Annotated in this window: 14 protein-coding genes, 1 pseudogene and 1 riboswitch; all 15 genes and pseudogenes read right to left on the reverse strand. The window is 45.1% G+C overall.

Annotated features, from left to right (window positions below):
- Positions 1 to 116: 116 nt before the first annotated feature.
- Positions 117 to 1499: an MATE family efflux transporter gene (locus G5B06_RS03545; RefSeq protein WP_334297579.1), complete on the reverse strand. Its 1383-nt coding sequence runs from the start codon at positions 1497 to 1499 to the stop codon at positions 117 to 119.
- A 210-nt stretch (positions 1500 to 1709) separates the two neighbouring features.
- Positions 1710 to 2027 (reverse strand): annotated as a pseudogene (locus G5B06_RS19750) (collagen-like protein); the annotation flags it as partial.
- A 263-nt stretch (positions 2028 to 2290) separates the two neighbouring features.
- Entirely contained in the window at positions 2291 to 3370 is a 1080-nt protein-coding gene (locus G5B06_RS03555; RefSeq protein WP_118071375.1) for a glycosyltransferase, read from the reverse strand.
- Positions 3371 to 3474: 104 nt separating this feature from the next.
- Positions 3475 to 4125, reverse strand: coding sequence for an HAD family hydrolase (locus G5B06_RS03560; protein WP_244094525.1), 651 nt, complete (start codon positions 4123 to 4125; stop codon positions 3475 to 3477).
- A gap of 15 nt (positions 4126 to 4140) precedes the next feature.
- On the reverse strand, positions 4141 to 4614 hold the full coding sequence (gene ribE, locus G5B06_RS03565; RefSeq protein WP_006427673.1) for a 6,7-dimethyl-8-ribityllumazine synthase: 474 nt from the start codon (positions 4612 to 4614) through the stop codon (positions 4141 to 4143).
- A 29-nt stretch (positions 4615 to 4643) separates the two neighbouring features.
- Complete coding sequence (locus G5B06_RS03570; protein WP_173771377.1) at positions 4644 to 5861, reverse strand: bifunctional 3,4-dihydroxy-2-butanone-4-phosphate synthase/GTP cyclohydrolase II; 1218 nt, start codon at positions 5859 to 5861, stop codon at positions 4644 to 4646.
- Between the two features lie 18 nt (positions 5862 to 5879).
- Positions 5880 to 6533: a riboflavin synthase gene (gene ribE, locus G5B06_RS03575; RefSeq protein ID WP_004844978.1), complete on the reverse strand. Its 654-nt coding sequence runs from the start codon at positions 6531 to 6533 to the stop codon at positions 5880 to 5882.
- Complete coding sequence (gene ribD, locus G5B06_RS03580; protein ID WP_173771379.1) at positions 6515 to 7642, reverse strand: bifunctional diaminohydroxyphosphoribosylaminopyrimidine deaminase/5-amino-6-(5-phosphoribosylamino)uracil reductase RibD; 1128 nt, start codon at positions 7640 to 7642, stop codon at positions 6515 to 6517. The genes ribE (G5B06_RS03575) and ribD overlap by 19 nt, the downstream gene beginning before the upstream one ends.
- Positions 7643 to 7918: 276 nt before the next feature.
- A riboswitch (FMN riboswitch) is annotated at positions 7919 to 8033 on the reverse strand.
- A 119-nt stretch (positions 8034 to 8152) separates the two neighbouring features.
- Positions 8153 to 8920 (reverse strand): zinc ribbon domain-containing protein, encoded by a 768-nt coding sequence (locus G5B06_RS03585; RefSeq protein WP_114002614.1) that lies wholly within the window; start codon positions 8918 to 8920, stop codon positions 8153 to 8155.
- A 183-nt stretch (positions 8921 to 9103) separates the two neighbouring features.
- A complete protein-coding gene (gene tsf, locus G5B06_RS03590; RefSeq protein WP_021977312.1) occupies positions 9104 to 10042 on the reverse strand; it encodes a translation elongation factor Ts in 939 nt (312 codons plus the stop codon).
- Positions 10043 to 10078: 36 nt separating this feature from the next.
- Positions 10079 to 10822 (reverse strand): 30S ribosomal protein S2, encoded by a 744-nt coding sequence (gene rpsB / locus G5B06_RS03595; RefSeq protein WP_021977311.1) that lies wholly within the window; start codon positions 10820 to 10822, stop codon positions 10079 to 10081.
- A 179-nt stretch (positions 10823 to 11001) separates the two neighbouring features.
- Positions 11002 to 11769 (reverse strand): pseudouridine synthase, encoded by a 768-nt coding sequence (locus G5B06_RS03600; RefSeq protein WP_173771381.1) that lies wholly within the window; start codon positions 11767 to 11769, stop codon positions 11002 to 11004.
- Complete coding sequence (locus tag G5B06_RS03605; RefSeq protein ID WP_173771383.1) at positions 11769 to 13952, reverse strand: DUF6449 domain-containing protein; 2184 nt, start codon at positions 13950 to 13952, stop codon at positions 11769 to 11771. The genes G5B06_RS03600 and G5B06_RS03605 overlap by 1 nt, the downstream gene beginning before the upstream one ends.
- Positions 13927 to 14829 (reverse strand): ABC transporter ATP-binding protein, encoded by a 903-nt coding sequence (locus tag G5B06_RS03610; protein WP_173762314.1) that lies wholly within the window; start codon positions 14827 to 14829, stop codon positions 13927 to 13929. The genes G5B06_RS03605 and G5B06_RS03610 overlap by 26 nt, the downstream gene beginning before the upstream one ends.
- Positions 14822 to 15196, reverse strand: coding sequence for a GntR family transcriptional regulator (locus G5B06_RS03615; protein ID WP_173762315.1), 375 nt, complete (start codon positions 15194 to 15196; stop codon positions 14822 to 14824). The genes G5B06_RS03610 and G5B06_RS03615 overlap by 8 nt, the downstream gene beginning before the upstream one ends.
- Positions 15197 to 15277 lie beyond the last annotated feature (81 nt).

A 15277-nucleotide genomic window follows, 5' to 3' on the forward strand; every position in this document is an offset into this window, starting at 1 on the left:
CAGCTCCAATGTCTCCTGTTTGCAAAATGGACATGAGCTGACATGTTTTATTTTTCCCCATAAACACAGAAAAGCGGAATTCTATCCGCTTTCTCTGATATTCTGTGTATTCGTTTTTATTCTGCATTCTCTCCCAAAAGTTGTCTGTGCACCTTCCGCCTTACAAACCAGAAACAGGTCACCTGCATGATGATCGTAAGGATCCATGATGCCGGATAAGAAATAAACAGTACTTTCAGTGATCTGTGAGCCGGGAAAATTCCGAAGATCCACACAATTCGAAGGCCGACCGTTCCGATAATAGACAGGATCATCGGCACACCGGAGCGTCCCATTCCACGCAGTGCTCCCGGAAACAGATCCATCTGTCCGCAGAGGAAATAAGTAACTGTGGTATAGGCAAGGATCTCCATTCCGCACTGGATAACCTCCGGATCTTCCGTATAGATTTTCAGAAGCTGCGGGCCAAAGAAATATGCTCCACATCCCATGGCAAAGGACACCACAAAGGACAGGATCAGACAATCCACCAGCACCCGGTCCATACGTTTCGGTTTCCGAACACCGTAATTCTGGCTGGTAAAACTCATACATGCCTGGGTAACCGAATTCACGGACACATACAGAAATCCAAAAATATTATTGGCTGCTGTATATCCTGCCATAGCAATGGAACCAAAGGAGTTTACAGAAGACTGAAGAAGTACATTGGAAAAATTGATCACTGTACTCTGGATCCCGGCAGGCAGTCCCACCTGGAAGATCTGCTTCAGGTACTCTCCCTTTATGGACAGTTTTGAAAAACGCAGCTGATAGCTTCCCTCTGTCTGATACAGACACCGAAGGACAAGAATGCAGGAGATCAGCTGAGAGATCACCGTTCCGATTCCCACACCGGCCACGCTTAAATGACACACGATCACGAAAAACAGATTCAAAAGCGCATTGGCACAGCCGGAAATGATCAGAAAGACCAGCGGCCGCTTGGTATCTCCCACAGCACGCAGGATCGCCGCACCATAGTTATACAGCATAAAAAACGGCATTCCCAGGAAATAAATACGCATATAAAGAGTAGAAAGATCGATCACATCGTCCGGTGTATCCATCAGTTCCAGGCAGATCCTGGCAAAGAGCACTCCCAGAAATGCCATGATGACCCCGCTGACCAGAGCCAGTAAGATCGATGTATGTACTGTTTCTGACATTTCTTCATCCTTACCGGCAGCATAAAATCTGGCTGCCAGCACATTGGCACCAAGAGAGATCCCGATAAAAAGGTTGGTAAACACATTGATCAGTGCGGTAGTGGAGCCTACTGCCGCCAGTGCCTCACTTCCGCTGAAACGTCCCACTACCACGATATCCACTGCATTGAACATCAGCTGCAGGATACCGGACAGCATCAGCGGCAGTGAAAACGAGATCAGCTTGTCCATGATCGACCCATTGCACATATCGATCTCATACTTGTTTTTTTTCACGATTTCATCCCCCATAATCATACTTACATAAAAATATTATAGCACCTTTCGTCGAAAAGCTACAATGAAATATTTTCATGGAGAATATGCAGCGGCTGCATAAAATACGCAGCCGCACAGTAACGTGTGTTTATCATTTCACTATCTTTCCAGGAGTCCTGCATCACGAAGGTTTGCAAGAAGTGCATTAAAATCCTCCACAATATCATCTACGCTTGTTGCATTTCCCACAGCAGCTGCCGGAGTTACTGTTCCAGCAGGACCGGTGGCTCCCGCTGCTCCTGCTGGACCAGTGGCTCCTGTTGGGCCGATTGCTCCCGCTGGGCCAGTGGCTCCGATTGCACCAGCCGGACCTGTTGCTCCCACCGGACCGATGACTCCCGCCGGACCCGTTGCTCCTGTTGCTCCCGTCGGACCTGTTACTCCTGCCGGACCCGTTGCTCCCGTATATCCCTGTATTCCCGGTTCCCCCTGCGGCCCCTGAGGGCCCATAGGACCAGGGACTCCCGGACAGCCTCTGGGGCCGGTTGGTCCTGTAGGTCCCACAGGGCCTGGGCAGCCTCTTGTTCCACATCTGTCACATCCACAGGAACTATGATTTCCATAACAGGACATACAGGACAAATCCTCATGACTGTCCTGCTGCATTTCCATTTCCTTACGTTTTCGATGCCTGAACAGCATTCTTCGATCACCTCATAGGAAAATAACTTTCCCTACAGTATATGACAACAGCTTTTACCTGTGCATAGGATCCCCGCAAGCCTGTACCCTGCCAGGAAAATATAATAAATATGTCTTTCTTTTTATGCCAGACCATATTTTTCCCGGAAATATTTCTGGTCATACAATACTCCCGAATCTTCCGGCTTCAGCTCCATTGCTTTCTTATGAAAAAAGAATGCCTGCTCCGGACATCCCATTTTATCATAACAAACGCAAAGCTGCATATATGGCACAAACCCATGATACTCAGCCATAAAAAATCCACCCTTTTTCTTATCTGAAGGCACAGTAAGCGCCTGCCCGTACCAGTAGGCAGCCTGTCTGGGCAGCTCTCTTTCCAGAAAGATCTTACCGACCTCACAGCAGATTTCCGCCCTCGGCACATCCATAGTCAGACTGTACAAAAAAGCTTCCAGTGCGGACTTTTTCTCTCCCATTTTCCGGTAGCACTGTCCAAGTACAAAACAGGCATCGATCTTATTTTCCAGCCATCCGGACGGATTTTTCAGGAACTCCACCAACACAGCCTCTGCCTCCGGATATCGCTGATGATAATACAGTTCTCTCCCATAATAAAGCTGATGTCTGGGTTCCAGCTTTTCTCCTCCTGCCAGCATTTTTTCATAAATGCGGAGATTACGGTCCGGATCACCTTTTCCACATTTCCGGTGCCGGATCACCACATCTGAATAGATGATGTTTCCCTCCGGAATCACAGTTTCATGAACTGCCCCATTCCATCTGAAATTTCTGGATGTTTTCATTATCCGCTCCCGAAAATAAGAAAATGTTGTTCTCCCGCTCTGGTCAAACCCTGCCGCATATTCCATCATTACAACATCTGTTCCGGGATCCAGAGCTTCTTTAAGACTCTTCAGTTTTTCCAGATTTTCTTCATTCAGGACATCATCCGCATCCATCCACATCCAGTAATCGGTGCGGACTTTTTCCAGAAGAAAATTACGCGGAGCAGAAAAATCGTCACACCAGGGAAAATCATACACCAGCGACGTATACTGCTCCGCAATCTCTTTTGTTCTGTCTGAAGAACCGGTATCTGCGATCAGGATCGCATCCATCACCTGAGAAACCGGCTTCAAGATTCTCTCAAGAACTGCTTCTTCATTTTTTACGATCATACAGAGACTGAGGGAAATCATATTTCAGGATCCTTCGGATTTTTATAATATTTATGCCATTCCCATCAGTTCTATACCTTCTGTCAGTGTACAGCTTCTGCTTTCGGATAAAGCTGAGCTCATCCTCATCTCACCAACTGTGGTATATCCTCTATATGTTCTGCAAGATGATCTGCCCCGTTCAGCTCCCCTCTCTCACCATATCCATACAGGCATCCTATAAATGGGCTTTTGCAGGCTCTGGCACATTCCAGATCCTGCCTCCTGTCTCCGACCACCAGATAAGGACCTGTATATTCCCGAATGATTTCCTGCACAATCTCTGTCTTTGGACGGAATCCATACGATTCGCAGTCATAAAAATGATCGAACCATCGTTCCATCCCAAATTCCTTCCAGTGCGCCTCACGATAGGAAGCTTTACAGTTGCTTAAGATCACAAGATGATATCCCCGGTTCTTCAAGGCTGTAAGCATCTCCTCTGCTCCCGGATACCACACAGCCTTATGTTTCCTGATCTGTCTGACCATCAGGTCTCCTACCATCCTGCTTGCCTGCTCTTTATAGCTCTGATCCAGCTCCGGCAAAAATGTATTCCACATCTCCTTACTGTTAAATCCCAGCCAGCCGGCAATTTCCGATGAGCTTATCTCCCGTTCTTCTGCAGCCTTCTGCTCTGTCAGCCACTGATAGGTTTCACGAAATGCCGGTTCATAGATTCCAAGGGTATGATGGATCGTTCCATCATAATCGAATATGATCGTTTTTGTCATCATTTATTTTCCTGTCTTTTAGAGCTGCTTCATCAGATTAACCATCTCGATCGCAGATAACGCACAGTCATAGCCTTTATTCCCGGCTTTGCTTCCTGCACGCGCAATAGCCTGCTCGATATTCTCAGTCGTGATCACTCCGAATAAGACAGGGATCCCTGTTGCAAGTTCAACCTGTGCGATCCCTTTGGCAGATTCATTGCACACCAGATCATAATGTGAAGTATCTCCACGGATGACAGCTCCCACGCAGATAACTGCATCATATTTTCCTGACTGTGCCATTTTCTGTGCTGTAAGCGGAATCTCAAATGCTCCCGGTACCCATGCTGCAGTAATATTCTCTTCTTCTACACCATGTCTTACCAGTCCGTCGACTGCTCCTCCCAATAATTTATTCACAATGATCTCATTGAATCTCGCTGCCACGATACCAACCTTCATTCCCTCCGGTGCTACTACTTTTCCTTCTACTAAATTGATCTGTCTCATTTTTTCTTCCTCCTGCTATTTGCTGTTTTTTATAAATTTATTTCTTTAAAAATATGACCCATCTTTTCCTGTTTCGTCTTCATATATTTCCGGTCATATTTTTGTACCGGAATCTCCAGAGGTACTCTCTCATTGATCTTCAGCCCGAATTCACCAAGCCCATAGACTTTATCCGGGTTATTGGTCAGTAATCTTAATGATTTCACACCAAGGTCTGACAGTATCTGTGCCCCGACCCAGTACTCTCTGAGATCCGGTGCAAACCCTAACTTCACATTAGCCTCCACGGTATCGTATCCCTGTTCCTGAAGCGCATAAGCTTTGATCTTGTTGATCAGTCCGATTCCTCTGCCTTCCTGTCTCATATACAGAATGATCCCTCTGCCTTCTGCCTCTACCTGGCGCATCGCTGTCTGCAGCTGCAGGCCGCAGTCACATCTGAGCGATCCGAATGCATCTCCTGTCAGACACTCCGAATGTACACGGCAAAGCACATCCTCACCATCTCCTAGATCACCTTTTACCAGTGCCAGATGATGCTCTCCTGTAATGTCATTGATATAGCCATACATTTTAAAATCACCGTACTGCGTTGGGAGGTTTGCAGCTGCTTCCTCCTTTACATGCTTTTCATGTATTCTTATATAATCCTGCAGATCACGGATCGTAATAAATGTAAGGTTATACTCTTTTGCCATTTCCCATAGCTGTGATGTACGCATCATAGTGCCATCTTCTTTCATAACTTCACAGCACACGCCGCATTCTTTCAGTCCGGCAAGTCTCATAAGATCTGTTGTTGCCTCCGTATGGCCATTTCGTACCAGAACCCCGCCTTTTCTGGAAATAAGCGGAAATACATGTCCCGGTCTTCTGAAATCCTCCGGTTTTGACTGATCATCCACACACTTCATAATGGTATAGGAGCGTTCTGCCGCAGAGATACCGGTGGTTGTATCTGCGTGATCCACTGCCACGGTAAATGCTGTACTGTGATTGTCCGTGTTCTCAGCAACCATCGGCGGAAAGTTCAATCTCGCCGCAATTTCTGCACTCATCGGTGTACAGATAAGACCCTTTGCATAAGTCGCCATGAAATTAATATTTTCCCGGGTCGCAAACTCTGCCGCACATATCAGATCTCCCTCATTTTCTCTGTCCGGATCATCTGTGACCAGAATTATTTTTCCTTCCTTAAGATCCCTAAGTGCCTCTTCAATTGTGTTGTACTGATAATTTTGTGACATACTGTATATCCTCCTGTTCTAAAACCCGAATTCTTCAAGAAACTCCATCGTAATTCCGGATTCTTTTTTCTCTTCTTCGTTTTTTCTGATGCCAAGCAATTTTTCTACATATTTTCCGATCACATCATTTTCCAGATTAACCAGATCCCCCGGCACCTTTTCCAAAAGGGTGGTTTCTTCTCCTGTATGTGGAATGACCGACACCTGAAAACCAGCTTCATCAACCCTTGCAACTGTCAGGCTGATCCCATCAATACAAACGGATCCTTTTTCCACGATCAGATGCAAGATCTGTGGCGATGTCTCAATTGATACCCAGATGGCATTTTCTTCCCGGAGCATGGAACGTATCACTCCAGTCCCATCAATATGACCGCTTACTATGTGTCCCCCGAACCTGCCATCTGCAGCCATTGCACGTTCCAGGTTTACCTGGCTTCCAGCTTTACAACTGCCAAGACTGCTTCTTCTGATCGTCTCTGCCATCACATCGGCAGTAAATCCGTCCGGCTGGATCGACGTAACTGTCAGACACACACCATTCACAGCAATACTGTCACCGATCCTTGTCCCTTCCAGGACTTTCCGGGCTTTCACTGCCAGGATCCCTGATTCTCCTGTCAGCTGTATATAACGGACTTTTCCTTTCTCTTCTACGATTCCTGTAAACATGATTCCTCCTGTTTTTTCTCACACACCTGACATCTTATCCGGATGTCCTCACCGATCTGGCAGATATCTGTATATTTCAGTTCTACTGCTTCAGACGGGAATTCAACTCCGATACCTTCTACCGGTGTCTTCCCGGCCACACCACCAAACAGCTTTGGTGCCACAAAAGCCTGTACTTCCTTTACAATTCCGGCTCGCAGGGCACTGTCATTTAACGTACCGCCTCCCTCCAGGAGGATGCTGTCAATACCCCTGTTTCCAAGATCTGTCATCAGCTTTTTAAGGTCTATCTGATCCTTTTCATCCGGACAGTAAATGGTCTCAACTCCCATAGTATGTAATATTTTTATTTTTTCTTCTGTATTTTTCTGATCTGCATAAGCCACGATCGTCCGGTACTTTTCCGCACTTTTTACGATCTGACTGTCCGGCGGGATCCTGAGCTTACTGTCGCACACAATCCTGACAGGACTTTTCCAGCCTTCTACCCGGACGTTTAACATCGGATCATCTGCAAGCACAGTTCCAATACCTGCCATGATCCCCATGTACTGATGCCGCATATGCTGTACTTCTTTTCTTGCCGCTTCTCCGGTGATCCATTTTGATGCTCCTGTCTTCGTTGCGATCTTCCCATCCAGTGTCATGGCATACTTCATCACCACGTATGGGGTTTTCGTAGTAATATAATGGAAAAACACCGGATTCAGCTGATCACATTCTTCTCTCATAAAATCTTCAACTACTGTTACACCGGCTTCCCTTAACATCTGTACACCTTTTCCTGCCACTTTCGGATTCGGATCTCGGGAACCGATCACCACTTTTCTGATCTTCTGTTCAATGATCGCTTCCGTACATGGAGGTGTTTTTCCATGATGACAGCAAGGCTCCAGCGTAACATAAATCACCGCACCTTCTGCTGGTTCTGTAAGAGAAGCAATAGCATTACGTTCTGCGTGAAGTTCTCCATACTTTTTATGATAGCCTTCCCCGATGATCCTTCCGTCTTTTACGATTACTGCCCCTACCATCGGATTGGGATTCGTCCAGCCTTCTCCTTTTTGGGCCAGCTGAATCGCCCGAAGCATATATTCCTGATCCGTCATTTTTATTCCTTCTTTCTTATTCCTGTTCTTTGCCTGGTACGCCAAGGCTTTTAGACCTATGCAATCGGATTCACAGACAAGTGAGTGGTATATTTATTTCGAAAACGATGTGCCAAATACAAAAAAAGCCTGCAGAAATATCTGCAGGGGGGGAATTGATCTGTTACATATGATCAATAAATGAACGTCTGATTATTTCCTACATAAAAAGCTCTGAAATGGATCACCATCTCAGAGCTCTGATACTACATTCATTCATACAAAAATCAACTGTACTATCATCTTCTTCCATCCAGACTATACTGTCGGCCCCGGAATCTCACCGGATCATGCCTTTCGGCTCGCGGGCTCTACCGCCGGTAGGGAATCACACCCTGCCCTGAAGATATCTTTTTATTTATTTTAATACTTTATCTGTTATTTGTAAAGCGGAATTTTTATTTTACTCATTCCATGCGGAATATTATCAGTGAACGGTAACGAAACTAATCACTAATCCGCATACTATACTCATCTTTTTTTGTATATAACCAATTCAGGATTTTCACCGTCTTTCTCATATGTACATATCATAATAAAATCCATATTTGCCAGAATACCGAAGTATCTGTCCCCTCCGAATTCAGATTCCATTTGATTTCCCAGATAAGTTTTCTGGTCATCCAGAAATTTCACTTTTTGTCCATTTGGCAGTGCATATTCCAGATTTACATATTTACCTACAAGTGCATTCAGTCTGTCTACCCTTGGAAGTCCATCTATATGTAAATCATTTATTTCATTTATCAATTGCTTTTTAAACTCTTCAAACTGCCCATTGTCACTAAGTTCATCATATCTTTTCCAGTAATCTAACTTTGGAAGCATTTCTTTCAGATAAGTGCGTGCCTGTTCTTCGGTAAAGCTTTCATTTACCATATTCTTTACACAAACATCAATCAATTCATCCATATCATTATATGTGTATGTTCCATCTGCATAGCACCATTTACAATACTCCTCATTTAATGCGCCATCCTTATCACGTCCCAATATGGAATCATCATCAATTGGCATCCCGCAGCACTGACAGATCAGCTTTCTCGGTTCTCCCAGAAGCGTATTGATCGAGACATCAAATTCTTTCGATAAGAGCTTAAGTGTATCAGTATTCGGAACGGTATCTCCATTTTCCCAGCGTGATACAGCCTGTCTCGTTACCATGATTTTATCTGCCAGCTCGTCCTGTGACATTCCTCTTTCCGTTCTAAGTTTTAAGATTACATTTTTTGTTTCCATAGCCGTCACCTCCGTTATCCTATTATAAAGATAGATCCATGTTCTGAAAAGCAACTTCCTGTTACTATAGTCTATCCATATTTTATAATGTAGTATATGAAGTGGATAATATAAGAAAAACCCTTGAAAATACTGGATTTTCAAGGGTTTTATGGATCTTATTAAAGATATGCAGATAACAGATTATTTACCCATCTGCTTAGCAACTTCCTCAGCGAAGTTCTCTTCTTTCTTCTCAAGACCATCGCCTGTCTCGTAGCGAACGAAGCCTTTGATCTGGATCTTAGCGCCGTTCTCTTTTGCTACCTGCTCTACGTATTTGGCAACGGACTGTTTTCCGTCCTCTGCTTTTACGTATGTCTGGTCAAGAAGACAGATCTCTTTAAGCTCTTTCTTGATACGTCCTGTGATCATTCCCTCGATAACCTTAGCCGGTTTCTGGGACTCCTTCGGATCGTTCTGGATCTGAGCCATAAGGATCTCTTTCTCATGCTCGATGTAGTCAGCGCTTACTTCCTTGTCGCTTGTGTACTGCGGTTTCAGAGCTGCGATCTGCATAGCTACGTTCTTAGCCATCTCTTTAACAGCATCGTTAACAACATCTGTCTCAACGTCTACAAGAACGCCGATCTTTCCACCCATATGTGTGTAGGAAGCGATGAATCCGTTCTGCTCCTCAACCTGAGCAAATCTACGGATGTTCATGTTCTCGCCGATTACTGCGATCTGAGCTGCAAGAGCCTCTTTTACAGTCTTAGTTGTATCAAGTGCCCATGCCTCAGCAAGGAAAGCATCGATATCAGCTGCTGTTGTGTTAAGTGCCTGTGCTGCAACATCTGCAACATAGCCCTGGAACTTCTCGTTCTTTGCAACGAAGTCTGTTTCAGCATTAACCTCAACAACGACTGCTTTCTTTCCATCCTCTGTTACCAGAGTTTTGCAAAGACCCTCTGCTGCGATACGGCTTGCTTTCTTCTGTGCTGTAGCAAGACCTTTCTCACGCAGGAACTCAACTGCTTTATCCATATCGCCTTCTGTAGCTGTAAGAGCTTTCTTACAATCCATCATTCCGGCGCCGGTCATCTCTCTTAACTCTTTTACCTGTGCTGCTGTAATAGCCATTGTTCGTTTCCTCCTGAAATATTCTGTTTATACGAATTATTCCTCTGTAGCTGCAAACTCCTCAGACTCAGCCTCGATCTCGCCATCTGCCTCTGCAGTTCCCTGCTTAGCCTCGATAACAGCGTCAGCCATCTTGGAAACGATGAGTTTTACTGCACGGATAGCATCGTCATTTCCCGGGATCACATAGTCAAGCTCTTCCGGATCACAGTTTGTATCGCAGATACCGATAAGCGGGATTCCCAGTGTATGAGCCTCCTGTACGCAGATTCTCTCTTTTTTAGGATCTACGATAAAGATAGCATCCGGGATTCTCTTCATCTCTTTGATACCGCCAAGGTTCTTCTGAAGTTTAGCAAGCTCTTTGCGAAGCTCGATAACTTCTTTCTTAGGAAGTACGTCGAATGTTCCGTCAGCTTCCATTGTCTCGATCTCTTTCAGTCTTGCGATACGGCTCTGGATTGTCTTGAAGTTTGTAAGCATACCACCAAGCCATCTCTCATTTACGAAGAACTCTCCACAACGCTCTGCCTCTGTACGGATAGCATCCTGAGCCTGTTTCTTAGTTCCTACGAAAAGGATGTGTCCACCGTTGGCAACGATATCTGCTACTGCATTGTAAGCATCGTCAACCATTCCTACAGACTGCTGAAGATCGATGATATAGATACCATTTCTCTCTGTGTAGATGTACGGAGCCATTTTAGGGTTCCATCTTCTTGTCTGATGTCCGAAATGAACACCTGCCTCTAAAAGCTGCTTCATTGAAATAACGCTCATGTCTTTTCTCCTTTTTGGTTAAATTCTTCCGCACAGGTCGCCTTCTCTCTGGACCCATCCTCACACCGTAGGGCACCATCCTTATAGAATCGCCGTGCGTGCTTATTTTTGCAACTTCTGAATTATAGCATAGAAAATCCCCTTATGTAAAGGGGATTTTTCCAATTTTTTTCTGTTTTTCAGCGGTTTCCGGCAGACTTCAGAAGCTCCAGCTCTTTTTCGGTGAGCGAACGATATTTTCCTGTCGGAAGATCTGAAGGAAGCGCCAGCGGCCCCATGGATAGTCTTTTCAAATAAGTTACTTTTTTTCCCAGTGCCTCCATCATCCGTTTTACCTGATGGAATTTTCCCTCGTGGATGGTAAGTCGGATCTCAGATTCCCAGTTCTTACCGGCTTCTGCAGATTCTGTACCGGACTCCCAGGTAGAAAGGATCTCCAGCCTTGCCGGTCGTGTAAGATCTTTTTCCCCGATATCCACGCCTTCTGCCAGCTTCACGACATCTTCTTCTGTCACTTTCCCGGATACTTTTGCATAGTAGATCTTATCCACATGCTTTTTCGGAGAAAGAAGCTCATGTGCAAGAGGACCGTCGTCTGTGATCAGAAGGAATCCTTCTGTATCTTTATCCAGACGCCCTACCGGAAAAAGTCCCTTTCTTCTGTCTTTTTCTTCAATATAGTCGAGAACCGTTTTATCTCTGGAGTCCTCCGTTGCGCTGACACAGCCTGCCGGCTTGTTAAAAAGATAGTATACATATTCCGGTGCAGCATGGATCTCCTGCCCGTTCATAACCACCTGATCTTCTTCCGATACTTTCAGCTCCGGTTTTTTCGCAGTTTTTCCATTGACCTGCACCTGACCCTTCTGTATGTATTTTTTTACCTCGCTTCTTGTACCTGCGCCGGCATCTGCCAGAAATTTATCCAGCCGGACTGGTTTTTCCATTAATCATTTACCTCCCATTCTGTTACATGGGCTGCCTTTGCATCTGCTCTGATAAAATCCGGGATCTCACCGGCAAATGTCATATAAAGTCCGGAATCCCCGCCGGTGCTCTCCTGTCCTTCCAGAACCACTTCCATTGTGACATCTGCATTCCAGATAGTCCATCCGTTTACCAGCTGTGATGGACGGATACATTTTTTCAGAGCTTCCAGCTGTTCCTTTTTATCGTAACGGACTTTATAACCGTTCTCTGTTTCTTCAAGATCCGAAAGGGGCTCAGTGTCGGAAAAAGCTTCATCATCTTCGCCGGCAGCTTCGGAGCTGAAGTAATAAACATCAATATACTCAACAGACAGCTCATCCATGGAAAGAGGATATCCTGTTTCTTCCAAAATTGCAAGTGTTCTCTTATATGCCGGATACACCAGAACGGAGGTAGACACCCTCTCTCCTTCCTGAACAGCCGGTACATTCATTCCCCATTCATCCATGTATCCTTCTGACGGAATTCCCGCATAATCGAACATCAGCATTGCACATGGCTGGTCTTTTACTGTCTGACCGCCGTTTTCCAAAATGTCCTTTCTCAGCGCCTCTGCCAGTGCCTGACGCTTCTCTGCATTTTTCTCAAATAAGGAATGAATATCTCCGTCACAGAAAATACCGGTGACCTCTTTCAGATACTGTTTGTCCAGCTGGAAAAATGAATATCTGTCTTCTTTCCATGTCTGCTCGTCATACAAGGCTTCCATAAGATTCTGCGCCTGTGCAGAAGATACACTATAGCTTCTGCATACACTGAATCCTTGTTTATTTATGTAACGCACATACATGCGCCTTCCTGATTTTTTTCCTTTTTCATTCTGAAGCCTGATATCCTTCAGACTGTTATACAATGCTTTACTTTTCATCACCGGCTGATCCAGCAGACCGGAACTATTGTCTGAGGTAGCAGTATACCGGATCTTATAGATTCCATTTTCTTTTTTTTCCACATTGCAAAGCTGCTCAGTATATGAGAGATTGCATACATTTACCACAACTCCCTGAAGATTGTCATAAGCCGGAAAATATCTGTCATATCCCAGAAGATCTATTTTCATGGTCAGCGCACAGATCGCCACAACACCTCCAAAGATCATAAGCTGCACTTTTCTGCGGAAAAATCTGCGAAAATCCATTTCGTAGATCACTTCCAGAACTCCATGGACCAGGATCGTTCCCAGTATCATTCCGAAGATCCACCATGCTGTTTTGGATGAATCTTCCGGGATCATATAAAAGATCAGACCAATCCCCAGTCCGGATGGTATTGTGATCAGAGCACTTAAGACCGGTTCCATCCAGGTATATACCAGTGCTTTTCCGGTATTCTCTGATTTTCGCCTGCAAAATGCCATCCAGGATAATACTGCCATAAGCAGCAGCACAAAGATCAGTATCAATAACTGTTTTCCATAGTTCCCGCTGCTGTATTTATCCATAAAGCTTACGATCACCATAAGGGGAGAGCCCAGGTCCCGCACTGCTGCCAGGATCCCGTAACAGCCTTCGTACCAGGTATCAAAGAATAAATGTCCGCTTATCTGCAGCATCGCTGCCAGAATGATACTGTAGGTAAACAGCCCTGCCCATGCAAGTGCTCCCATCAGCATGGTACCGGTGCAGGCGATCACCAGCGCTGTGGAGAAATATACCAGCAGATACATCAGGAGATGGATCACCAGCAGTATCAGCGCCTTTTTCATGATGGAAAGGCTGTAATATCCTCTGGCTGCCCCGATGCATACCGCAGCAAATTCCATGATCACATATGGTACCAGATAATAAAGAACAGCCAGGAATACTCTGTGCAGAAACAGTGCACTTCGCTTTACCGGAAGGCTGTGATAGAAATCCACTTTTCTCGGGGAATACAGATACCAGAAGCCGCTTACTGCTGCAAAAAATGCTGTTACCGCAGCCACAACTGCTCCCATTGTGAGAAAGTCACTGCTCCACAGGCTGGAATACAGATAGGAAAGCTGACTTTGAGTATAACTGCGCTCATTCCATTTTCCCATCAACATAAGTTCCGCTACCGGAAATGCCAGGAGAAATGCAATCATGGCAAATGCCGGGATCCACCTTTGTCCTTTAGAAGAAGATTTCATATATTCACTGGAATAAATTTTTGACTTCATAGCCTGCCACCTCCGTTTCGCTGATAAATATTTCTTCCAGAGTCAGTGGGAGCACTTCACAGAAAAGAGGATTTTTTGCCTGTATCTTCTCCATGATCTCTCTTCTTGTTCCCCTTGCAGTAATAAGCAGCAGGGAGCCCTGATGCTCTGTTTTCAAAACATCCAGCTCTTTCTTTAATTCTTCTTCTTTCTTTTTGTCAGTAAGTACACACTGGATCTTATGGATGTGGAATTTCATATCCTCCAGATCTCTGGAAAGGAGAATTCCTCCCTGATGAAGAAGCCCGATGTGATCGCAGATATCTTCCAGCTCACGGAGATTGTGGGAAGCGATCACCGGCGTAAATTCACGACTCATGATCTCCGATGCAAAAATGCTTTTTACTGCCTGGCGCATTACCGGGTCCAGACCGTCAAAGGTTTCATCACAGAACAGATATTTCGTTCCTGTACTGATTCCCAGGATCACCAGAAGCTGTTTCTTCATTCCTTTGGAAAAAGTGTTGATTTTTCGTTTTCCATCCAGATGAAACTGCTTCATCATTGTCTCAAAACGTGCCTGCTGAAATCCCGGATAAATACACCGGTAAAATTCTGCCATGTCCAGAGCATTGTAGTTTGCCGGAATATATGCATCATCAGGGATGTAGAAAAAATGCTCTTTGATCCGTTCATTTTCAAAAACCGTTTCTTCATCCATCAGCACTTCTCCTCTGTCCTGACGGATGATCCCGGCCATGATACGGAGCAGAGTACTTTTTCCCGCACCGTTGGAACCGATCAGTCCAAAAACCTCCCGTTCCCCGATATCCATGGTTACCTTATTTACTGCCTGTATCTTGCCAAAAGCTTTGCTGCAGTTTTTTATTTCAATCATTGTTTCCCTCCTTATAGCATGAGCGGATCACACCGATCATTTCTTCCTCCCCTACTCCCAGAGCCATTCCCTTTTCTGCGATCTCTTTCAGCTCGCTTAAGGTTTCTTCCATACCAATCTGCCTGATCCTGCTGCTGTCTGTAACAAAACTGCCTTTTCCCTTCACCGGGCAGATCAGCCCCTGCTGCTCCAGTTCCATATATGCCCGTTGGATGGTATTGGGATTGATGGATAATTCCACGGCCAACTGTCGCACAGACGGCATCTTGGAAGATGGCTCCACAGCTCCTGACAGGATCAGCATCCGGAATTTTTCTACAATCTGTTCGTAGATGGGACGCCTGTCCTGATAGTCCAAGAATAACATACGACGCTCCTTTCTCTGTAATCCGTGTATTAAGTGTATTAATTCTTTTAATACACTTATAATAGCACGGGATAGAAACAT

Origin of the sequence: Blautia luti (assembly GCF_013304735.1) — a bacterium.
Taxonomy (GTDB): domain Bacteria; phylum Bacillota; class Clostridia; order Lachnospirales; family Lachnospiraceae; genus Blautia_A.